At 68.8% G+C, this 18,837-nt stretch carries 22 protein-coding genes and 2 pseudogenes; 19 read left to right on the top strand and 5 right to left on the bottom strand.

The features are described from left to right. Positions 1–10 precede the first annotated feature (10 nt). The 13 genes and pseudogenes from narJ (at position 11) to ubiT (ending at position 10,506) form a co-directional block, all read left to right on the top strand. Complete coding sequence (gene narJ / locus HLB44_RS28855; RefSeq protein WP_173131341.1) at positions 11–703, top strand: nitrate reductase molybdenum cofactor assembly chaperone; 693 nt, start codon at positions 11–13, stop codon at positions 701–703. Then, complete coding sequence (gene narI, locus HLB44_RS28850) at positions 700–1,521, top strand: respiratory nitrate reductase subunit gamma (protein ID WP_173131338.1); 822 nt, start codon at positions 700–702, stop codon at positions 1,519–1,521. The genes narJ and narI overlap by 4 nt, the downstream gene beginning before the upstream one ends. A gap of 12 nt (positions 1,522–1,533) precedes the next feature. Further along, entirely contained in the window at positions 1,534–2,289 is a 756-nt protein-coding gene (locus HLB44_RS28845) for a peptidylprolyl isomerase (protein WP_173131336.1), read from the top strand. 9 nt (positions 2,290–2,298) lie between these two features. Beyond that, on the top strand, positions 2,299–3,024 hold the full coding sequence (locus HLB44_RS28840) for a carbonic anhydrase (RefSeq protein WP_173131333.1): 726 nt from the start codon (positions 2,299–2,301) through the stop codon (positions 3,022–3,024). Between the two features lie 98 nt (positions 3,025–3,122). Next, the gene (locus HLB44_RS28835) at positions 3,123–3,404 is read left to right on the top strand and encodes a DUF4258 domain-containing protein (protein ID WP_173131330.1); all 282 of its coding nucleotides are present in this window, start codon (positions 3,123–3,125) and stop codon (positions 3,402–3,404) included. After that, positions 3,379–3,534: pseudogene (locus HLB44_RS38395) on the top strand (YgiT-type zinc finger protein); the annotation flags it as partial. The gene HLB44_RS28835 and the pseudogene HLB44_RS38395, both read left to right, overlap by 26 nt. Before the next feature lie 133 nt (positions 3,535–3,667). Further along, a pseudogene (locus HLB44_RS28825) lies at positions 3,668–4,134 on the top strand (carbonic anhydrase); the annotation flags it as partial. Between the two features lie 178 nt (positions 4,135–4,312). Continuing rightward, positions 4,313–5,287, top strand: a complete 975-nt coding sequence (locus tag HLB44_RS28820) for an ABC transporter substrate-binding protein (RefSeq protein ID WP_173131326.1) — start codon at positions 4,313–4,315, stop codon at positions 5,285–5,287. A 332-nt stretch (positions 5,288–5,619) separates the two neighbouring features. Beyond that, a complete protein-coding gene (locus HLB44_RS28815) occupies positions 5,620–6,846 on the top strand; it encodes an NAD(P)H-dependent flavin oxidoreductase (protein ID WP_425500875.1) in 1,227 nt (408 codons plus the stop codon). Then, the gene (locus HLB44_RS28810) at positions 6,836–8,113 is read left to right on the top strand and encodes an NnrS family protein (protein WP_173131323.1); all 1,278 of its coding nucleotides are present in this window, start codon (positions 6,836–6,838) and stop codon (positions 8,111–8,113) included. Before HLB44_RS28815 ends, HLB44_RS28810 begins: the two co-directional genes overlap by 11 nt. A 34-nt stretch (positions 8,114–8,147) precedes the next feature. Then, entirely contained in the window at positions 8,148–9,161 is a 1,014-nt protein-coding gene (ubiU, locus tag HLB44_RS28805; RefSeq protein WP_173131321.1) for a ubiquinone anaerobic biosynthesis protein UbiU, read from the top strand. Further along, positions 9,158–10,090: a U32 family peptidase gene (locus tag HLB44_RS28800; protein ID WP_173131320.1), complete on the top strand. Its 933-nt coding sequence runs from the start codon at positions 9,158–9,160 to the stop codon at positions 10,088–10,090. Before ubiU ends, HLB44_RS28800 begins: the two co-directional genes overlap by 4 nt. Beyond that, positions 10,087–10,506 carry a ubiquinone anaerobic biosynthesis accessory factor UbiT gene (gene ubiT, locus HLB44_RS28795; RefSeq protein ID WP_173131317.1) on the top strand — a complete coding sequence of 140 codons (420 nt, stop codon included), beginning with the start codon at positions 10,087–10,089 and terminating at the stop codon, positions 10,504–10,506. Before HLB44_RS28800 ends, ubiT begins: the two co-directional genes overlap by 4 nt. 117 nt (positions 10,507–10,623) lie before the next feature. Here ubiT and HLB44_RS28790 read toward each other — a convergent pair whose 3' ends face one another. Further along, the gene (locus HLB44_RS28790) at positions 10,624–11,865 is read right to left on the bottom strand and encodes an acyl-CoA dehydrogenase family protein (RefSeq protein ID WP_173131900.1); all 1,242 of its coding nucleotides are present in this window, start codon (positions 11,863–11,865) and stop codon (positions 10,624–10,626) included. Positions 11,866–12,051: 186 nt separating this feature from the next. On the opposite strand from HLB44_RS28790, the gene HLB44_RS28785 reads away from it, so the two are divergent. The 3 genes from HLB44_RS28785 (at position 12,052) to HLB44_RS28775 (ending at position 13,437) form a co-directional block, all read left to right on the top strand. Further along, a complete protein-coding gene (locus HLB44_RS28785; protein ID WP_173131313.1) occupies positions 12,052–12,336 on the top strand; it encodes a DUF2249 domain-containing protein in 285 nt (94 codons plus the stop codon). An 88-nt stretch (positions 12,337–12,424) separates the two neighbouring features. After that, on the top strand, positions 12,425–12,832 hold the full coding sequence (locus HLB44_RS28780; RefSeq protein WP_173131311.1) for a ribonucleotide reductase subunit alpha: 408 nt from the start codon (positions 12,425–12,427) through the stop codon (positions 12,830–12,832). 101 nt (positions 12,833–12,933) lie between these two features. Beyond that, complete coding sequence (locus HLB44_RS28775) at positions 12,934–13,437, top strand: Rossmann-fold NAD(P)-binding domain-containing protein (RefSeq protein ID WP_173131309.1); 504 nt, start codon at positions 12,934–12,936, stop codon at positions 13,435–13,437. Positions 13,438–13,450: 13 nt separating this feature from the next. On the opposite strand, the gene HLB44_RS28770 is transcribed toward HLB44_RS28775, so the two are convergent. The 4 genes from HLB44_RS28770 to HLB44_RS28755 all read right to left on the bottom strand — a co-directional run bounded on the left by HLB44_RS28770 (position 13,451) and on the right by HLB44_RS28755 (position 17,061). Further along, on the bottom strand, positions 13,451–14,188 hold the full coding sequence (locus HLB44_RS28770; protein WP_173131307.1) for an anaerobic ribonucleoside-triphosphate reductase activating protein: 738 nt from the start codon (positions 14,186–14,188) through the stop codon (positions 13,451–13,453). Continuing rightward, positions 14,166–14,375: an anaerobic ribonucleoside-triphosphate reductase gene (nrdD, locus tag HLB44_RS37995; protein WP_173131305.1), complete on the bottom strand. Its 210-nt coding sequence runs from the start codon at positions 14,373–14,375 to the stop codon at positions 14,166–14,168. Before nrdD ends, HLB44_RS28770 begins: the two co-directional genes overlap by 23 nt. A gap of 32 nt (positions 14,376–14,407) precedes the next feature. Then, positions 14,408–16,168 carry a ribonucleoside triphosphate reductase gene (locus HLB44_RS28760; RefSeq protein WP_173131303.1) on the bottom strand — a complete coding sequence of 587 codons (1,761 nt, stop codon included), beginning with the start codon at positions 16,166–16,168 and terminating at the stop codon, positions 14,408–14,410. Between the two features lie 146 nt (positions 16,169–16,314). Further along, positions 16,315–17,061, bottom strand: a complete 747-nt coding sequence (locus HLB44_RS28755) for a YoaK family protein (RefSeq protein ID WP_173131301.1) — start codon at positions 17,059–17,061, stop codon at positions 16,315–16,317. 131 nt (positions 17,062–17,192) lie between these two features. Here HLB44_RS28755 and pal point away from each other — a divergent pair, with 131 nt between their 5' ends. The 3 genes from pal to HLB44_RS37490 all read left to right on the top strand — a co-directional run bounded on the left by pal (position 17,193) and on the right by HLB44_RS37490 (position 18,832). Further along, positions 17,193–17,723 carry a peptidoglycan-associated lipoprotein Pal gene (pal, locus tag HLB44_RS28750; protein ID WP_173131299.1) on the top strand — a complete coding sequence of 177 codons (531 nt, stop codon included), beginning with the start codon at positions 17,193–17,195 and terminating at the stop codon, positions 17,721–17,723. A gap of 27 nt (positions 17,724–17,750) precedes the next feature. After that, positions 17,751–18,506, top strand: coding sequence for a fused MFS/spermidine synthase (locus HLB44_RS28745; RefSeq protein ID WP_173131297.1), 756 nt, complete (start codon positions 17,751–17,753; stop codon positions 18,504–18,506). Positions 18,507–18,586: 80 nt separating this feature from the next. Continuing rightward, positions 18,587–18,832 (top strand): ribbon-helix-helix protein, CopG family, encoded by a 246-nt coding sequence (locus HLB44_RS37490; RefSeq protein WP_246312539.1) that lies wholly within the window; start codon positions 18,587–18,589, stop codon positions 18,830–18,832. Positions 18,833–18,837: the final 5 nt, after the last annotated feature.

The raw sequence follows: 18,837 nt of genomic DNA, 5'->3' as shown, positions 1-18,837 counted from the left end.
GGAGCGCACGATGAGCAATGCCAAGCGACTGACGAAACGCGTGCTGGCCGCGCTGCTGCGTTATCCCGACGCCGACTTCCGCGCCGCCATCCCCGATCTGCGCGCCGCGCTGGCGGCCGAAGGCGGCCTGCCGAGGCCGCGCCTGGCCGAGCTCGACGCGCTGCTGCGCCAGCTGCAGGCGATGGACCCGTTCGAGGCCGAATCGCGCTTCGTCGACACCTTCGACCGCGGGCGCGCGACCTCGCTGCACGTCTTCGAGCATGTGCACGGCGACTCGCGCGATCGCGGCCCGGCGATGGTCGACCTCGGGCAGATGTACGAGCGCGCCGGCCTGCTGCTCGGCGGCGACGAGCTGCCCGATCACCTGTCGGTGGTGCTGGAGTTCGCATCGACCCAGCCCGAGCGCGTGGCGCGCGAGTTCCTCGGCGAGATGGCGCACATCCTGAACGCCGTGTTCAGCGCGCTGCGCGAGCGCGAGAACCCGTACGCGTCGGTGATCGCCGCGGTGCTGGAGCTGGCCGGCCAGAAGGTGCAGGCGGTGCCGGTGGTACCCGACGAGGACATGGACCAGGCCTGGGCCGAGCCCCCGGCCTTCGACGGCTGCAGCTCGCGCGGCCAGGCCAGTCCCGGAACGCCGCAACCGATCCAGATCGTCCGTTCGACGAAGGCCAATACCACCACTTCGCAAGGAGCATCGGCATGAACGCCGCCACGCCCTGGCTCGATACGCTGCTGTTCGGCGTCTACCCGTACATCTGCCTGACCATCTTTTTACTCGGCAGCCTGATCCGCTTCGACCGCGACCAGTACACCTGGAAGAGCGACTCGTCGCAGCTGCTGCGTTCCGGCAGCCTGCGCTGGGGCAGCAACCTCTTCCATGTCGGCATCCTGTTCCTGATGGTCGGGCACACCGTCGGCATGCTGACGCCGCACGTCGTGTACGAGCCCTTCATCGGCGCCGGCACGAAACAGCTGGTGGCGATGATCTCCGGCGGCCTCTTCGGCGTGCTCGGCTTCGTGGGTCTGAGCATCCTGCTGCACCGGCGCCTCACCGACCCGCGCATCCGCGCCACGTCGAAGACCAGCGACATCGTGCTGCTGCTGCTGCTGTGGGCGCAGTTCGCGCTCGGCCTGGCGACGATCCCGCTGTCGGCGAGCCACCTGGACGGCGGCATGATGATGAAGCTGGCCGAATGGGCGCAGCGCATCGTGACCTTCCGCGCCGGCGGCGTCGAGCTGCTGGCCGATGCCGGCTGGGTGTTCAAGGCCCACATGGTGCTCGGCATGAGCCTCTTCCTGGTCTTCCCCTTCACGCGGCTGGTGCATGTGTGGAGCGGCTTCGGCACGCTGGCCTACGTCTTCCGCCCGTACCAGATGGTGCGCAGCCGGCGGCTGAACCTGCCGCAGGGCCACCTCGCGCCGCAGCGTCATATCGCCGGACACGGGGCGCCGATCCCGTCGGCGTCCAGCGCGACGCCGCCCCGCGCGCAGCAGGCCGTCGGCCAGCGCGCGCAAGCCTGAAGGAGTGTCACCATGCCCGACGTCCTCGACATCGAAGCGCCAGCGGCCGCCATCGCCACGGTCAACGGCGTGGCGCTGCACGAGCCCGGCGAGCGCCTGTCCCCCGATGCGTTGCGGCAACGCGCGTGCACCGAGCTGCTGCGCCAGGAAGCCACGCGCCGCGGACTGACGGGAACCACCGAGCACGCGATCGAGTCGCTGCTCGAGCAGGCCCTGGTGGTCCCCGAGCCGACCGAAGCGGCCTGCCGCCGCATCTTCGACGCCAACCCGGCCCGCTTTGCGCGCGGCGAGCGGCTGCGGCTGCGGCACGTGCTGGTCGCGGTCACCGAAGGCATCGACGTCAACGCATTGCGCAAACGCGCCGAAGCCCTGCTGCTCGAGCTGCGCTGTGCCGACCCGGACAGCGACGTCTTTCGGACCCTCGCGAAGCGCTGGTCGAACTGCCCCACCGGCGCCGACGGCGGCGATCTCGGCTGGGTGACGCGCGACGACTGCGTGAGCGAGTTCGCGCGCGAGGTCTTCGGCCAGCAGACGGTGGGCATCCTGCCGCGCCTGGTGCACAGCCGCTTCGGCTTCCACATCGTCGAGGTCAGCCAACGCGAGACCGGCGTGCAGGCGGGCTTCGAGGAGGTGGAGCGCAGCATCGCAGCCACGCTGCGCCAGCAGGCCTGGGCGAATGCCTTGCGCCAGTACCTGCAGCTGCTCGCCGGCCAGTCGAGGATCGACGGCGTCGACCTGCAGGCCGCGGACAGCCCGCTGGTGCAATAGCCGGCGACCATGGACGACCTGCTGCTGACGCGACTGCGGCGCTTCCACACCGACACCTTTCCCGAACACCGCCTGCACTTCCAGGATCTGGTCGAACACGGCCAGCATCCGACGACCCTCTTCATCGGCTGCTCCGATTCGCGCCTCGTACCCTACCTGCTGACCGGCGCCGGACCGGGCGAGCTGTTCATCGTGCGCAATGTCGGTGCACTGGTCCCGCCATGCTGCGGGACCGCGGATGGCGGCATGCACGGCACCGCCGCCGCGATCGAATTCGCCGTGCTGAACCTGCACGTCAAGCACATCGTCGTCTGCGGCCACAGCCACTGCGGCGCGATGAAGGCGCTGTACGAGGACCTGTCCCCCGAGGCCGTGAACCTGGGCGCCTGGCTCGAGCTGGCCCGCGAAGCCGCCCTGCCCGTCTGCCCGACGCCCGAATCACTGCGCCGCACCGAACAGCGCGCCATCGTGCTGCAGCTGGAACGGCTGATGGACTACCCGATGGTGCGCCGCCGCGTCGAGCGCGGCGAGCTCGCGCTGCACGGCTGGCATTACGTGATCGAGGACGGCGAGGTGCATGTCTTCGACCTGAAGCGCGGCGCGTTCGTGCCGGCCTCCGAAGCCGAGCACAGTGGGGATGGTCCGTTCGCGCTGAATGGGGACTCGGCGGTCTTCAATGAGATTGATGAGGCGTTCGGGCCGGGGGTGGTGCTGGCGGGCGGCGCAGGCACGTAAATCAAGCATCTGGCGGCTGATCGATCCGTCCTCGCAGAGGTGCCATTCGCCAGGCGTCGGGGAGAACAGCGCCGACCGCAGGGTCGCTACACTAGGCCATGACCCAGGTGTCGATCGCCCAGCTTCGCCATCTGATTCGTACGCTCAGCTACGTCGTTTCAACTCACGCCGCGGACGAACTTGAAGATGACAACCTCACCATCCTCGACCTCGAGAACATCATCCTCACGGGTCAAATCATCGAGCGTCAGCGCGACCGCACGACCCGCGAAACCAAGTACATCATCCAAGGCGTCACGCTCGAAGGCGCAGCCGGCGAAGTCGTCGCCAAGGTCGGCCCGAGCGGCAAGCTCATTGTCATCACCATCTACGTCAGTTGAGACCACCTGCACCTTCTGCGGCGGCACCAAAGTCCAGTTGAAGTACGTCACACGCAGTTATGGCAAGGGATCGGACCTGCTGGTCGTCGAGCGAATTCCGATGTGGTCCTGCCCGAGTTGCGGCGAATCGTATTTCACTGCGCAAACGATGCACGAAATCGAACGGATCAAAGCGCTGCGCAAGTCTGTCGCAAAGCCGCGAAGCGTTGCGGTAGCTCAGTTCGAAGCCGCCGACGCCTGATCTAGATCCATCCCTCTTCGTCACGAATGCCGCGATCGAAGTCGCGGTGCTGAACCTGCACGTCAAGCACATCGTCGTCTGCGGCCACAGCCACTGCGGCGCGATCAAGGCGCTGTACGAAGACCTGTCCTCCGAGGCCGTGAACCTGGGCGCCTGGTTCGATCTGGCACGCGAAGCCGCCCTGCCCGTCTGCCCGACGCCCGAATCACTGTGCCGCACCGAACAGCGCGCCATCGTGCTGCAGCTGGAACGGCTGATGGACTATCCGATGGTGCGCCGGCGCGTCGAGCGCGGCGAGCTCGCGCTGCACGGCTGGCACTGATCGAAGACGGCGAGGTGCACGTCTTCGACTTGAAGCGCGGTGCGTTCGTGCCGGCATCCGAAGCCGAGCACAGTGGGGACGGGCCGTTCGCGCTGAATGGGGACTCGGCGGTCTTCAATGAGATTGATGAGGCGTTCGGGCCGGGGGTGGTGCTGGCGGGTGGCTGAGGCCGGTTGCGTCTGGACGGTCGCGCGCCGGGCGGCGTAAGCTGCGGCCTCGTTGCGACCGGTTGACACATGAGCGCCCGGAGCCTGCGGCTGGGCGCCTCGGTGTCTGTCAATGCACATTAGGCGTTAGACCCCCGGGCGGCGGCGCGTCAAGCAGAGGACATAGAGGAGTGGAGCGATGAAGCACAGAGAGATCATGCTCAGGATCCTGGTCGCCGGAACGATCCTCCTGCCTGTCGTGGCAGTGGCCCAGCAGTCCGAAAAGATCACGCTCGGGTTTCTCGGCGCTGGCCCCGCTCCCACGCTCGCGGCGCCCGATCCCTTGTTGCAGACATTCCGTCAGAGCCTTGCCGCACACGGCTACGTCGACGGCCGCGACGTCATCATCGAAACGCGCTGGGCGGGAGGGCAGCTCGACCAGCTTCCCGCCTTGGCAGCCGAAATGGTCCGTCTCCGGGTGGACATCATTGTCGGAGTCGGTGCGGTGGCAGTCCGGGCGGCGAAGAGTGCAACGACGACGATTCCCGTCGTCTTCGAAGTGGTCATCGATCCCGTTGCGAATGGTTTGGTCGCGAGTCTGGAGCGGCCTGGCGGCAACCTGACCGGACTCACCACCTTTGACCCGCAGGAGGCCAGGAAGAAGCTCGAACTGCTGAAGGAGGTGTTGCCTGGGTTGGCACGCGTGGCTCTCCTCGGGGACCAGGCGCTTCGGGACTCGCAGGGCCATGAAGAGCAGGCGCGCGCATTGGGTCTACAGCCACAGAGCCTCAAGATCGCTGGGGCCAGCCCCGATCTGGAGGACGTTTTCCAGGCCATCAGGAAAGAGAGCGCTGGTGCTCTCCTGGTACTGGCACAGCCCGCTACCGCCATTCATCGCAGACGCATTGCCGAGATGGCAGCGAAGCATCGGCTGCCTACATTGTTTTCCTCGTCAGGCGCAGGAGGGCTGATCGAGTTTGGAACCAGTCTCGTCGAGGTGTCGCGGCGCATGGCGACCTACGTGGACAGGATTCTCAAAGGGGCAAAGCCAGCCGACCTGCCGGTTGAGGTTGTCATACGCCAAGAACTTGTCGTCAACTTAAGCATAGCTCGCGAGATTGGCGTGACGATTCCGCCAGAGGTGCTCAAGCGCGCAGACCGGGTGATTCAATGAGGGCCGCGCGCACTCACCTTCATCGCAAAGCTGATCGAAGCCGTTGCCTGGCCGGTTGGGTACTTCTGCTCCGCAACACATCGCGCAACTTCTTCCGCATGTCAGAAGCTGAAGGAGCGAGCTGCGACGTGACGCTCACGACCTGCCGCTCGCACACCACCTTCCAGCAGTGCGTCAGCCCAATTCGATTCGTCGACAACGCGCGCCAAACTCAACAGTCGGCCGGCACACGTCAACGCCATGAGCCCCCCACCCGGCCTTGACCTGCATCAGGGACACCGCGCCCCCACACCCCTAGAGTCCCTCGATCCTCCCGATCGAGCGACTCATCCGTGATCCCCCCCGACCTCGCGACCCTGCTCGAGCGCAGTGGCCTCAAACCCCTGTTGCTGTGCGGCCGCACGCTGCTGCCGATCCTGCAGGGCGGCATGGGCGTGGGCGTGTCCGCGCATCGCCTGGCCGGCAGTGTCGCGGCTGAAGGGGCGGTCGGCACGCTGTCGTCGGTGGACCTGCGACGGCACCATCCCGACCTGATGGAGCGCACGCGTGGCCTCGGCGTCGGACCCGCCGCGAAGGCCGCGATCGATGCGGCCAACCTGGAGGCGCTGGAGCGGGAGGTGCATGCGGCGCGCCGGCTGTCGCAGGGCCGCGGCTTGCTGGCGATGAACGTGATGCGCGCCGTCAGCGACTATGTCGCCTACGTCAAGCGCTCGCTGCAAGCCGGCATCGACGCGATCGTCGTCGGCGCGGGGCTGCCGCTGGACCTGCCGGACCTGGCGTCCGACCACCCGACAACCGCGCTGGTGCCGATCCTGTCGGATGCGCGCGGCGTGCAACTGGTGCTGCGCAAATGGGAACGCAAGAAGCGCATGCCCGACGCCGTGGTGCTCGAGCATCCGCGCCTGGCCGGTGGTCATCTGGGCGCAGCGCGCGTCGAGGACCTGAACGACCCGCGCTTCGAGTTCGAGCGCGTGATTCCGGAGACGCTCGCGGTGCTGCGCGCGGCCGGCATCGAGAAGCACACGCCGATCATCGCGGCCGGCGGCATCCGCAGTTTCGACGACGTGAAGCGCGTCGTCGCGCTCGGCGCCTCGGCGGTGCAGCTGGGCACGCCGTTCGCGGTGACCACCGAGTGCGATGCGCACCCGGAGTTCAAGCGCGTGCTCGCCGAGGCGCGCGAAGAGGACAAGATCGAGTTCGTCAGCGTCGCCGGCCTGCCGGCGCGGGCGGTCGCGACGCCGTGGCTGAAGGCCTACCTGCGCGCCGAGCCGCGGCTGCAGGCCGTCGCGCAGGTCAAGCAGCGTTGCACCAAGGCCTTCGACTGCCTCGCGCAATGCGGCCTGCGCGACGGCAAGGTCGGCTGGGGGCAGTTCTGCATCGACCAGCAACTGGCCGCCGCGCTGAAGGGCGACGTCAAGCGCGGCCTGTTCTTCACCGGCCGCGGCGCGCTGCCCTTCGGCGCGCAGATCCGCAGCGTGCGCGAGCTGCTGATGCGTTTGCTCGGCGGCGATGCCGTCGCGGTGGCGCCTGAGCCGCAGTTGCTCTGCCATGCGCCCTGACACCGGCTGGCGCTTCAACCGGCTGTTCGACGCGCCGCATCGCCTGGCGTTCGCCGCCGCGACCTGGATGCTGATGCTCATCAGCCTGTGGTGGGCGATGGTGAACCTGGCCGGCGGCGAAGGGGTCGCCATGCACTGGGCCATGGCCCCGGCCACCGCCCACAGCCTGCTGATGACCTTCGGCTTCATGCCGCTGTACTTCATCGGCTTTCTGTTCACCGCGGGCCCGAAGTGGCTGGGGCGGCCGGCCGCTGCGGCCAGGGACCTGCTCGCGCCGCTGGCGGCGCAGGTCGTCGGCTGGATGGTCTTCATGCTCGCGATCCACGGGCGCGATCCGGTCTTCGGCCAGTCGGTGGGTGCGATCGGCCTCGGCGCGGTCGTGTTCGGCTGGGCCGGCGTGATCCGACGCTACCTCTCGATGTGGGCGGCCAGCAGAGTGGCCGATCGCGTGCACCCGACCGTCGTGGCCGTCGGCTGCGTGTTCGGTCTGATCGCGCTGGCCGTCGCCGCGGCCGGCGTCGCAATGGGCGACCCCCCGCTGGTCCACGGCGCCACGCACGCAGCGCTGTGGGGCTTCGTCGGGCTGGTGTTCGCGACGGTGGCGCACCGGATGATTCCGTTCTTCTCGGCCGCCGCGGTGCCGTCGCTGGACGCCTGGCGGCCGCTGTGGCTGCTGTGGTGCTTCGTCGCGGTGTTCGCGCTCGAGGCGGCGTTTGCGGCCCTCGATGCCGTCGCGACCATTGCGCCGCACAGCCTGCAGATCGGCCGCGCCGCCGCCGAGGGGCTGACCGGCATCGGCCTGCTTGCGCTTGCTGTGCGCTGGGGCCTGGTGCAGAGCCTGCGCGTGCGGCTGCTGGCGATGCTGCACCTCGGCTTCACCTGGCTCGGCATCGGCCTGCTGCTGAGCGGCGTGTCGCACGCGGTGGCTGCTGCCGGCGGCGCACCGGCCTTGCTCGGGCTCGCGCCGCTGCACGCCTACACGATGGGCTTCCTCGGCTCGACGATGTTCGCGATGGTCACCCGCGTCAGCTGCGGCCACGGCGGCCGCACGCTGGCCGCCGACGACTTCGTCTGGCGGCTGTTCTGGGTGCTGCAGCTGGCCATCGTCGCGCGCCTGGTGGCCGCAGTGCTGCGCGAGGCTTCCGCCGCCTGGAGCGTCGCGCTGATCGCCGCCGCGGCGGTCGGCTGGGCCGGCGTCTGCCTGGCCTGGGGCGCCCGCTACGGCCACTGGTACGGCACGCCCCGCCCGGATGGCCGACCGGGCTGACTTCCCTCCGCTTCAACGACAAACACAACCTCACATGCAAAGTCCACGAGCGCCCGAGCTGGTGTGCCCCGCCGGTTCGCTGCGCGCCCTGAAGCTGGCCATCGACGCCGGCGCCGACGCCGTTTACCTCGGCCTGCGCAATGCGACCAATGCGCGCAATTTCGCCGGTCTGAATTTCGACGACGCCCAGTTGCGCGAAGGCATCGCCTATGCACACGCCCGCGGCCGCCAGGTGCTGATGGCGCTGAACACCTATGCCGACGCGCGCCAGGTCGATACCTGGACCCGCGCCGTCGATGCAGCCGTCGAGCTGGGCGCCGACGCGCTGATCGTCGCCGACATCGCGGTGATGGCCTATGCACGCGACAACCACCCGGGCCTGCGGCTGCACCTGTCGGTGCAGGCCTCCGCGACCAGCCACGAGGCCATCGCGTTCTACCAGCGCCACTACGGCATCCAGCGCGCGGTGCTGCCGCGCGTGCTCACCTTGTCGCAGGTGGCCAAGGTGCTCGAGCAGACGCCGGTCGACATCGAGGTCGTCGGCTTCGGCAGCCTGTGCGTGATGGTCGAAGGCCGCTGCGCGCTATCGTCCTATGCGACCGGCCAGTCGCCGAACAACGCCGGCGTCTGCTCGCCGCCGTCGGCGGTGCGCTGGACCGAGAGCGCGGAGGGCGTCGAAGCCCGCCTCAATGGGCTGCTGATCGACCGCTATGCGCCGACCGAAGCGCGCGGCTACCCGACGTTGTGCAAAGGCCGCTTCGATGTCGACGGCGCGCGCGACTATGCGCTCGAGGAGCCGACCAGCCTGAACACGCTGGCCATCCTGCCCGAACTGATCCGCATCGGCGTGAAGGCGATCAAGATCGAGGGCCGCCAGCGCAGCCCGGCCTACGTCGAGCAGGTCACGCGGGTCTGGCGCCAGGCCATCGACTCCGCGGCCGCGGACGGGCGGCGCTTTCGCGTCGAGCCCGCATGGACGACGACCCTCGCCCACCTGGCCGAGGGTCAACAACACACGCTCGGAGCCTACGACCGGCCATGGCGATGAAGACCCACCAGGCGGGCCCGCCGGTCCGCGATTTCCAGCTCACGGTCGGCCCGGTCCAGTACCACTGGTCGCGGTCGGAATTGTTGAGCTTCTATGCGCGCGTGGCCGAATCGAGCGTCGATTCGATCGTGCTCGGCGAGGTCGTGTGCTCGCGCCGGCACGAGATGAAGACCCCGGACTGGCTCGCGCTCGCCCGCGACCTGCGTGCCACCGGCAAGGAAGTGATCATCGCGACGCAAGTCCTGATCGAATCGGAGGCCGATGTCCGCGTGCTGCGGCGCATTGCGGAAGAGCCCGAGTTCATCGTCGAGGCCGGTGACGCATCGGCGCTGAACGTGCTGGTCGAGATGAAGGCCTCCTTCATCCTCGGCCCGCACATCAATGTTTACAGCAAGCCGGCGCTGCGCGAATACGTTCGTCTGGGGGCTGTGCGCTGGGTCGCACCGGTCGAGCTGTCGCTGGCGGCGGTCGCCGGCGTGCATGCCGACGAGCGCACGCTGCCGACCGAGGTCTTCGCCTACGGCCGTTTGCCGCTGGCCTTCTCGGCGCGCTGCTTCACCGCGCGGCACCATCGGCTGAGCAAGGACCAGTGCGAGTTCCGCTGCCGCGACGACGACGACGGGCTGCTGCTGTCGACCGCCGATGGCCGGCCCTTCCTGGTGCTGAACGGCATCCAGACCCAGTCGGCCGGGCTGCAGTGCCTGATCACCGAACGCACGGAGTTGCTCGCGGCGGGCGTGTCGCGGCTGCGGCTGTCGCCGACATCGCAGCACTTCATCGAGGCCGTCGAGGCCTTCGAGCGGGTGATGAACCGCGGCGGCAATGCCGACGAGGCCTTGCTGGCCTTGAATGCGCTCGCGCCGCCGGGCGGCCTGGTCAACGGCTTCGCCGCCGCGCGCGCCGGCATCGAGCGGGTGCAGCGGCCATGATTGCGCGCCTGCCGCTCGGCTTCGAACTCGCCGCGCGACTGCGCCCGGTGCTGGCGCGCCTGCCGATGCATCCGCCGGCGTTGCTGCTGGCGACGGCACTCGATCGGCTGCTGCTGCCGAAACTGCCTTCCGACGCGCGCGAGGCGCTCTCCAACAAGGTGGTGGCCGTCGACGTCACCGACCTCGGCCTGACGCTCAAGCTCGAGCTCGGCCGCCGCGGATTCAGCGTCTGCTCCACCGCGCAGCCCGCGGCGCTGCGGATTGCAGCCGCCGCGCCGGCGTTCTGGCGCCTGCTGGCCGCCCAGGACGATGCCGACCGGCTGTTCTTCGAACGCCAGCTCGTGATGGAGGGCGACACCGAAATGGCGCTGGTGCTGAAGAACACGATCGACGCCATCGGGCCGCTGTGGCCATGACGATGAATGTGCTGCCGCTGATGCGCGGCGTGATCGCCTCCGTGCTGCTGCTGATCAACACGCTGTGGTGGTGCACGCTGCTCTTCGGCCTGGCGCTGCTGAAGCTCGCGCTGCCGATCAAGGCGCTGCGCCGCCGGCTGGAGCCCGCCCCTTCGCACGCTGCAGCTCGTGCCTGGCAACGGAACGCAGATGCACTTCGTCGGGCCCATCCATGAAGCGCAGCGCCCGGCCCCAGCTCCACATCCGCGCCAGCGGCGTGTCCGGCGTCAGCCCCATCGCGCCGAAGACCTGCATCGCGCGGTCGACGACCCGCGTCTGCAGTTGTGCGGTGACCACCTTGATCGCCGCAACATCGATGCGCGACGCGGCCAGCCCTTCGCTGTCGAGGCGCCAGGCGGCGTGAAGCACGAGCAGCCGCGCCTGGTCGATCTCCAGGCGTGAGTGCGCGATCCAGTCCTGGACGTTGGCGAAGTCGCCGACGCGGCAGCCGAAGGCGCGGCGCTCGAGCGCGCGTTCGCACATCAGCTCCAGCGCCAGCTCGCACTGCCCGATGCTGCGCATCGCGTGGTGCACGCGACCGGGTCCGAGGCGTGCCTGCGCCATCGCGAAGCCGCCCCCGTGGTCGCCCAGCAGATGGCTCTTCGGCACGCGCACGTTCCTGAACACCAGCTCGCAGTGCCCTTCGAGGGCCTGGTGGTCCATCACCGGAATGTTGCGCTCGACCACCAGGCCCGCCGCATCCATCGGCACCGCGACGATCGAGTGCCGGCCGTGGCGGCCGCTGCCGTCGGGCACCGTCAGGTCGAGGACCATCACCAGCGCGACCTGGCACAGCGGGTGGGCGGCGCCGGTCGTGAACCATTTGCGTCCGTTGATCAGCAGCTCATCGCCGTCGACGCGCATCGTCGTGGCGATCTGGCTCGGGTCCGAGGAACCGACGTCGGGCTCGCTCATCGCAAAGCAGGAGCGCATCGTGCCGTCGAGCAGCGGCTGCAGCCAGCGCGTGCGCTGCTCGGGTGAGGCGAACAGCTGCAGCAGCTCGATGTTCCCCGAGTCCGGCGCATTGCAGTTGAAGACCTCGGCCGCCCACGGCAGGCGGCCCATCACTTCGGCGAGCGGCGCGTAGTCGAGATGGCTCGTTCGCGTGCCGGGCTGGTCCTCGCGCAGCGATGGCAGGAACAGGTTCCACAAGCCCGCTTCGCGCGCCTGCTGCTTCAGGGGCTCGAGCACGTCGAGCGGATAGACGCCCTCGTCCGCGTAGCGCTGCCAGTCCGGCAACGACGGAATCACCAGGTCGTCCATGAAGCGCCGCAGCCGCTGCCTGAGCTCGAGGGCGCGAGGGGAATGCGTGAAGTCCATGCGGCCATCGTCGCCGGACGAGCCGCGCCGCCCCTGTCCGCTGTGGGACACGAATGCCTGCCGCCGAGCCCCCGCCGGCCGGCATCTGACGACTCCTTGCGCGCCCTCAATGCGCGAGAAGGCAGCGGTTCTCACCATCCGGGTTGTCCCCGACTTCACACCACCCTTCGACTGGAGCCCTCCCTCATGGCCCTCGCCACCTACGGAACCAAGATCGACCTGCGCGAGATCCCCGTGCGCGACCGGCACGCGCTGGTCTTCAATACCTACCGGCTGCTCGAGTCCGGCCAGACGATGGAGCTGGTCATCGAGCAGGACCCGGAAACGCTCTTCCACCAGTTCCAGGAGCGCCACCCGGGCGGCTTCGGCTGGGACACCCTCCAGCGCGGCCCGCAGGCCTGGCGCGTGCGCATCATGCGCATCAAGCCGACCCGGGCGGACGGCTGCGGCTGCGAATGCTGCTGCTCGTAGGCGCCCAGCTCGCGGCCGCGGCGAAACGCCGGTCCCGCGCATGATGCAGCGCAAGCCGCGGCGGCGCTGCTGCAGCGACGATCCCCAGATGAGCGATCCCACCCCCTTCGAGCAGTTGCTGTCGGCCGCCCGCGCGCAGCCCGATCCGCAGGTGCTGCTGTTCGTCTTCGCCCGTGCCGAGCTGCCGCCCGATGCCACGGCCGAGCAGCGCGCCCGCTTCGAGGCCGGTGTCGGCGGCGAGCTGACACCGCTGATGTGCGTCGAGAAGTCGCTGGATGAGCTGACCACGTTCGATGCGCTGGTGGCCGAATCGCGCGATGTCGGCCCCCCTTGGACCGTCGTGTTCGCCGCCGGTCTGGGCGGCCGGGATGGTGCGCCACCGGCCCCGCGTGCCGTCGAGGGTGCGCTGACGACGATGGTCGAGCGCGTTCGCAGCGGCGCGGTGGACGCGTTCCTCGCGCTGTCCGCCAAGGGCGAGACGATGCACTTCGTCTGAGGCCGCTCGACGTCACCGCTGCTTTGACGACCATCAACAGCGCGGCCGGTTCGCACCGATAGCCTTGCTCCGTGAAACGAAAGCCCGCGCAGGACCCCGCCATGGACGCCATCGCCCAGCCCGCCACTTCGGCTGCAGAGAGGACCCTCTCCGCCGCCGACCTGAGTGTGGTCCTGGCCCGGGCGAACGAACTGGTGCGTGCAGCGAAGCACGGTCCGCTCGCTCCGGTTCTGCGGGGCAAGAACATCGGGCTCGTCAGCGCCCGGCCCGACGATGCCGACGCCCGGCTGCTGCGGCAGGCGGCGACCGCGCTGGGCGCCCAGGTGGCGCATGTTCGCCCCAGCCTGACATCGGCCAGCTCGGCGGCGGACATCGCGGACACGGCGCGCATGCTCGGGCTGCTGTACGACGCGGTGGACATCGCCGGGACCCCGGCCGATGTCGTCCGCCAGGTCGCGCAGTCGGCCGGCGTGCCGGTCTTCGACGGCATCGGTTCGCCGCATCATCCGCTCGCAGGCCTGGCGACGCGTCTCGAAGGCGGCCTCTGCGCGGCGGACGCGCGGCGATTCATTCTGCAGGCGGTCTTGCTGACGGCGATGTCCTGATCGCCACGCAGCATCAGCTGCGCCGCACGCTGAAGTGCGCAAACGCGCGCTGGAGCCCTGAGAGGGTGTCCGTCGACGGGTATGCAGCGGTTGTCGGCTCGGGCCGATGCGGGCTGCCGGGAACCGCCCGCGCGATCTGAAGCGCATAACGACGCACGCCGAGCGCTGCCAGCTGCTGCGCGAGCACCAGCAGATCAGCTTCCGAGAGCACGCCCGGATGCGCCGTCGTCCGGCACTCCAGCTCGACGCCGCTGCGCAGCACCATCGACAGACTCTCCGCCACGGCCTTCGAGCTGCCCGCGACGCTGGCGATGCCGTCATGCAGTGCCGCCTCGGACAAAGGCGCCTTCACGTCGAAGCCGATCCAGTCGACCCGATCCAGCACCTCCGCCAGTCGCCGCGGATAGATGCCCGCGGTGTGCAGGCCAACGCTGAAGCCCAGTGCCCGCACATCGGCCATCGCCGTGCCGAGCTGCGGATCGATGGTCGGCTCGCCGCCGCTGAAGACGACGGCGTCGACCAGTCCGACGCGGCGTTTCAGCAGCCCGAGGACGTCGGGCCATGACCGGCCCTCGTCACCCCCTTCGCGCCGCTGCAGATGCGGGTTATGGCAATACACGCAGCGCCACGGGCAACCCTGGACAAAGACCACCGCCGACAGCTTGCCTGGATAGTCGATGCTCGTGAACGGCGTCAGCCCGCCGACCTTCAGCTGCGCGGGCCGCGGCTCAGGCGGCTGCCGACTCGCCATCGCAGCGCCGCTCCTCGAAGCAGCGCCGTTCGTTGAACTCGCCCTTCTTGCCGGTGTTGAAGGACGAGACGGGCCGGTGATAGCCCATCACGCGCGTCCAGACCTCGCAGCGCTGGCGTTCGTCGTCGTCGAGCGCGATGGACGCGGTGGTCGTGACGGTGTTCGGCGTGTCGAGCGTGGTGTTCATGGGGTCGAAAGCTCCGGTTGAAGTGGAAGGGGTCAGGCCGCCGCGCGTTGTTGCTTGCGCGCGAGGCGTTCCTCGTCGCATCGGGGACAGAACTCGTGCTTGCCGCTCAGGTAGCCGTGGGTCGGGCAGATCGAGAAGGTCGGCGTGACGGTGATGTACGGCAGCCGGAACCGCGACAGCGCACGCTGCACGAGGCGGCGGCAGGCGTCGGCGCTGCTCAGCGGCTCGCTCATGTACAGGTGCAGCACCGTGCCGCCGGTGTACTTGCGCTGCAGCTCGTCCTGGCGCTCGAGCGCCTCGAACGGGTCGTCGGTGAAGCCGACCGGCAGCTGGCTCGAGTTGGTGTAGTACGGCTGCTCGGGCGTGCCGGCCTGCAGGATGCCGGCGAAGCGCCGCCGGTCCTCCTTCGCGAAACGGTAGGTCGTACCCTCGGCCGGCGTGGCCTCCAGGTTGTACAGGTGGCCGGTCTCTTCCTGGAAATCGCGCATGCGCTGGCGGATGCGGTCGAGCAGGCGAACGGCGAAGGCATGGCCGAATTCGCTCGTGATGTCGTGCTCGTCGCGCGTGAAGTTGCGCACCATCTCGTTGAGGCCGTTGACGCCCAGCGTCGAGAAGTGGTTGCGCAGCGTGCCGAGGTAGCGCCTGGTGTACGGGAACAGCCCCGCGTCCATGTGGCGCTGGATCACCTTGCGCTTGATCTCGAGGCTCTGCTTGCCGAGCTCGAGCAGCCGGTCCAGCCGCTGCAGCAGCGCAGGCTCGTCGCCGGCGTGCAGGTGGCCCAGCCGCGCGCAGTTGACCGTGACGACGCCGAGCGAGCCGGTCTGCTCCGCCGAGCCGAACAGGCCGTTGCCGCGCTTCAGGAGCTCGCGCACGTCCAGCTGCAGCCGGCAGCACATCGAGCGCACCATGTTCGGCTGCAGCTCGGAATTGACGAAGTTCTGGAAGTACGGCAGCCCGTAGCGCGCGGTCATCTCGAACAGCGCGTCGGCGTTGGCCCCGTGCCAGTCGAAGTCCTTCGTGATGTTGTAGGTCGGGATCGGGAACGTGAACACCCGGCCCTTCGCATCGCCGGCCGTCATCACGTCGATGTAGGCGCGGTTGATCAGGTCCATCTCGGCCTGCAGCTCGCCATAGCTGAACGGCATCTCGACGCCGCCGATCACCGGCACCTGCTCGCGCAGGTCTTCGGGGCACACCCAGTCGAAAGTCAGGTTGGTGAACGGCGTCTGCGTGCCCCAGCGCGAGGGCACGTTGAGGTTGTAGACCAGCTCCTGGATGCACTGGCGCACCTGGCGGTAGTCGAGCGCATCCTTGCGCACGAACGGCGCGAGGTAGGTGTCGAAGGACGAGAAGGCCTGCGCACCGGCCCACTCGTTCTGCAGCGTGCCGAGGAAGTTGACGATCTGCCCGACGGCGCTCGACAAGTGCTTCGGCGGCCCCGCTTCCACCTTGCCCGGCACGCCGTTCAGGCCTTCGTGCAGCAGCGTGCGCAAGGACCAGCCGGCGCAGTAGCCGCTCAGCATGTCGAGGTCGTGGATGTGGAAGTCGGCATCGCGGTGGGCCTGGCCGATTTCGGGCGGGTAGACGTGGTCGAGCCAGTAGTTCGCGGTGACCTTGCCGGACACGTTGAGGATCAGGCCGCCGAGCGAGTAGCCCTGGTTCGCGTTGGCGTTGACGCGCCAGTCCCGCTGCTGCAGGTACTCGTTCATCGACGCCTCGACGTCGACCGCGCGGTGCTGCTGCGGTGTGCCGTCGCCCTTGATGACGCGGGTCGGGAGGTCAGTGGGGTTCATTGCGATTGGCGCCTTGTGCGCTAGATGTAGTGTCCGAACGAGTGACGGACACTATATGTAGTGTTGACAGTGCGCGGAGAGCGGCAGGCGACCCGTTTGACCCAGGTCAGGCTCGGGCTGAATTTGTTTCGCCGCGTTGGCGCTGCTCAGCCGCCGCGGACCTTGCGCAGGTCGTCGAACGCAGGCACGGCGGCCAGCGTGAGCAGCATCACGGCCAAGGGCACGGTGCACAGGTAACCGGCGTGGCGGAATCCGACGGCGCCGAGCAGTCCGCCGACGAAGAAGCTGATCGCCAGCCAGACCAGCAAACGAAGCCGCCTGCGGTTGGCGAGCACGCGAGGCCCCTGCGTTGCGGGATGGTTCCAGTACAGCAGCCTGCCGCATTCGATGCCGATGTCGGTGATCGTGCCGGTGATGTGCGTGGTGCGGATCTCGGACCGCGAGATCTTCGAGATCGCCGCGTTCTGCAGACCCATGATGAAGCACAGCAGCATCACCGTCGCCGGAACGAAGACGGCATGCAGGTACTGCAGCGCGCCGCCCGCCATGCCGAAGCACAGCAGCAACACCGCCTCCAGCAGCAGCGGCAGTGCGTAGGCGCTGGACAGGCGCCGGCGCCGCGCGTAGTTGATCAGCATCGCGGACGTCATGGCGCCCAGCACGAAGGACAGCAGGCCGCCGAACCCGGACAGCACGACGTCCATCGACCCCAGCACCACGCCGTCCGCCATCGACGAGACGATGCCGGTCATGTGCGACGTGTACTGGTGAACCGCCAGGAACCCACCGGCGTTGGTCGCCCCCGCGACGAACGCCAGCGCGTAGCCCAGGTGTTCGTTCGCTTCCGCGGTGCGGTCGGCGCCGGTCAGCAGGCGGGCGTAGTTGATCGGCATGGTCGGCGCTCGCTCCTCGGGCGGAGGAAGCCCGCCTGCACGACGGGATCTCCGTGGCGGTATGTTAATGTCATGCACACTGCGTTTGACTACGATGTCCATTGCTTCGACGACCGCAGAGGAGACATTTCATGATGATCAGATCCGCCATCGTGCTGGCCGCGGTGCTGGCCGCAGGCTGCAGCTCGACCCCGCTGACCGAGGCACCCCTCGGCACGGAGGCCCGGCCCGGCACGGCCAGCCGGCCGGCGCCCCCCGGGCCGCACACCAGCAGTGACCCCGTCGTCAGGGTGCCGCCTGCAACGGCGCAACGCGATGCGCAGGCGCCGACCGAACGCACGGTCTACTTCGAGTTCGACAGCGCGTCGATCCGCGACCAGGACAAGCCGCTGCTCGAAGCCCACGCCCGCCATCTGGCGGCGAACCGCGCGGCCAAGGCCCGCATCGAAGGCCATTGCGACGAACGCGGCGGGCGCGAATACAACCTCGCCCTCGGGCAGCGGCGCGCCGAGACCGTGCTGAAGACGCTGCAGCTGCAGGGAGCCTCGGAGGCGTCGATGGAGGCGGTGAGCTTCGGCAAGGAAAGGCCGGCGGCCACCGGCCACGACGATGCCGCGTGGGCCAGGAACCGGCGCGCCGAGGTTCATCAGGTCAAGCGCTGAGGCCGGCTGCGCAACGCCCGGTTTGCGATGCCCGACAACCTCGACCATGCGGACCACGTCAGGCCCTTCGTCCACGAAGGCTTGACGTCGAAGGCGCTGCACTTCTCGATCTGCGAGATCCAGAGCCGCATGAAGCTCGACGATCCGACCGCGCTCGACCTCGAGTACACGCGCACGATGATGGGCTTCCTGCTGTTCCAGCCGGACCCGCGGCAGATCGCGATGATCGGCCTCGGCGGCGGGTCCATGGCCAAGTTCTGCCACCGCTACCTGCCCGGCACGCGCATCCAGGTCGTGGAGATCAATCCGCACGTGATCGCGTTGCGGGATGAGTTCCACGTGCCGGCGGACGACCATCGCTTTCGCGTGATCCACGGCGACGGCGCGCAGTTCGTGCGCTACCGTTCGACCCGCTGCGACGCGCTGCTGGTCGACGGCTTCGACAGCAGCGGGCAGCCTGCACGGCTGTGCACGCAGCGTTTCTACGACGACTGCCGGGAGATGCTGCAACCCGGCGGCATGCTCGTCGTCAACCTGCACTACGGCCACCGCCACTACGACACGCTGGTCGAGCGCATCGGCCGCAGCTTCGACGGGGCGATCCTGGTCGTCGACGACGGCGATTCGAGCAACAGCATCGTCTTTGCGTGCAAGGGCCATGCGCTGGATGCCGTGCCCGGCAGCGTCGCGCGCCGCCCCGCCGGCCTCGACCGGGCGGGGGCCGGCCAGCTGCAGGCGGCGTTTGCGCTGGTCGGCCGCGCGCTGAAGGATCGGCAAGCTTGAGCGAAGCGCCCGCGCGAGGCCCGTTTCGCGACGGGTACGATGTGCATCGCGTGACCATCACGTTGCCATCCCGAGGATCCATGGAGCTCAAGACCGCGCGGTTGACGCTGCTGATCGACCCGAACAAGAAGGCGGCCTTCGAGCGTCTGTGCGCGCAGCTCGACCTGACGCCGTCGCAGGTCGTGCGCCAGATGATTCGCGACTACCTGGCGCAGCACGGCGCCGCCTACGTGCCGAGCGGCGAGGAAGACAAGCCCGCCCCGTCGAAAGCCGCTCGATCGAAGGCGGGCGCTGCCCGCGCGGTCAAGGTCGGCCGCAAGCGTTAGCGCAG

It is taken from the genome of Pseudaquabacterium terrae (assembly GCF_013266755.1).
Lineage (GTDB): Bacteria > Pseudomonadota > Gammaproteobacteria > Burkholderiales > Burkholderiaceae_C > Pseudaquabacterium > Pseudaquabacterium terrae.
This window is presented reverse-complemented; position numbering and strand designations above follow the sequence as displayed.

Excerpts from the sequence above, each read along its gene's own strand:
- HLB44_RS28835 (WP_173131330.1), top strand. The coding sequence starts at position 3,123 with ATGACCCAGGTGTCGATCGCCCAGCTTCGCCATCTGATTCGTACGCTC.
- ubiT (WP_173131317.1), top strand. The coding sequence starts at position 10,087 with ATGATTGCGCGCCTGCCGCTCGGCTTCGAACTCGCCGCGCGACTGCGC.
- HLB44_RS28770 (WP_173131307.1), bottom strand. The coding sequence starts at position 14,188 with ATGGCGAGTCGGCAGCCGCCTGAGCCGCGGCCCGCGCAGCTGAAGGTC.
- narJ (WP_173131341.1), top strand. The coding sequence starts at position 11 with ATGAGCAATGCCAAGCGACTGACGAAACGCGTGCTGGCCGCGCTGCTG.
- pal (WP_173131299.1), top strand. The coding sequence starts at position 17,193 with ATGATGATCAGATCCGCCATCGTGCTGGCCGCGGTGCTGGCCGCAGGC.
- nrdD (WP_173131305.1), bottom strand. The coding sequence starts at position 14,375 with ATGAACACCACGCTCGACACGCCGAACACCGTCACGACCACCGCGTCC.
- HLB44_RS28780 (WP_173131311.1), top strand. The coding sequence starts at position 12,425 with ATGAGCGATCCCACCCCCTTCGAGCAGTTGCTGTCGGCCGCCCGCGCG.
- HLB44_RS28760 (WP_173131303.1), bottom strand. The coding sequence starts at position 16,168 with ATGAACCCCACTGACCTCCCGACCCGCGTCATCAAGGGCGACGGCACA.
- HLB44_RS28745 (WP_173131297.1), top strand. The coding sequence starts at position 17,751 with ATGCCCGACAACCTCGACCATGCGGACCACGTCAGGCCCTTCGTCCAC.
- HLB44_RS28810 (WP_173131323.1), top strand. The coding sequence starts at position 6,836 with ATGCGCCCTGACACCGGCTGGCGCTTCAACCGGCTGTTCGACGCGCCG.
- HLB44_RS28785 (WP_173131313.1), top strand. The coding sequence starts at position 12,052 with ATGGCCCTCGCCACCTACGGAACCAAGATCGACCTGCGCGAGATCCCC.
- HLB44_RS28820 (WP_173131326.1), top strand. The coding sequence starts at position 4,313 with ATGAAGCACAGAGAGATCATGCTCAGGATCCTGGTCGCCGGAACGATC.
- narI (WP_173131338.1), top strand. The coding sequence starts at position 700 with ATGAACGCCGCCACGCCCTGGCTCGATACGCTGCTGTTCGGCGTCTAC.
- HLB44_RS28775 (WP_173131309.1), top strand. The coding sequence starts at position 12,934 with ATGGACGCCATCGCCCAGCCCGCCACTTCGGCTGCAGAGAGGACCCTC.
- ubiU (WP_173131321.1), top strand. The coding sequence starts at position 8,148 with ATGCAAAGTCCACGAGCGCCCGAGCTGGTGTGCCCCGCCGGTTCGCTG.
- HLB44_RS28755 (WP_173131301.1), bottom strand. The coding sequence starts at position 17,061 with ATGCCGATCAACTACGCCCGCCTGCTGACCGGCGCCGACCGCACCGCG.
- HLB44_RS28840 (WP_173131333.1), top strand. The coding sequence starts at position 2,299 with ATGGACGACCTGCTGCTGACGCGACTGCGGCGCTTCCACACCGACACC.
- HLB44_RS28800 (WP_173131320.1), top strand. The coding sequence starts at position 9,158 with ATGAAGACCCACCAGGCGGGCCCGCCGGTCCGCGATTTCCAGCTCACG.
- HLB44_RS37490 (WP_246312539.1), top strand. The coding sequence starts at position 18,587 with ATGGAGCTCAAGACCGCGCGGTTGACGCTGCTGATCGACCCGAACAAG.
- HLB44_RS28845 (WP_173131336.1), top strand. The coding sequence starts at position 1,534 with ATGCCCGACGTCCTCGACATCGAAGCGCCAGCGGCCGCCATCGCCACG.
- HLB44_RS28790 (WP_173131900.1), bottom strand. The coding sequence starts at position 11,865 with ATGGACTTCACGCATTCCCCTCGCGCCCTCGAGCTCAGGCAGCGGCTG.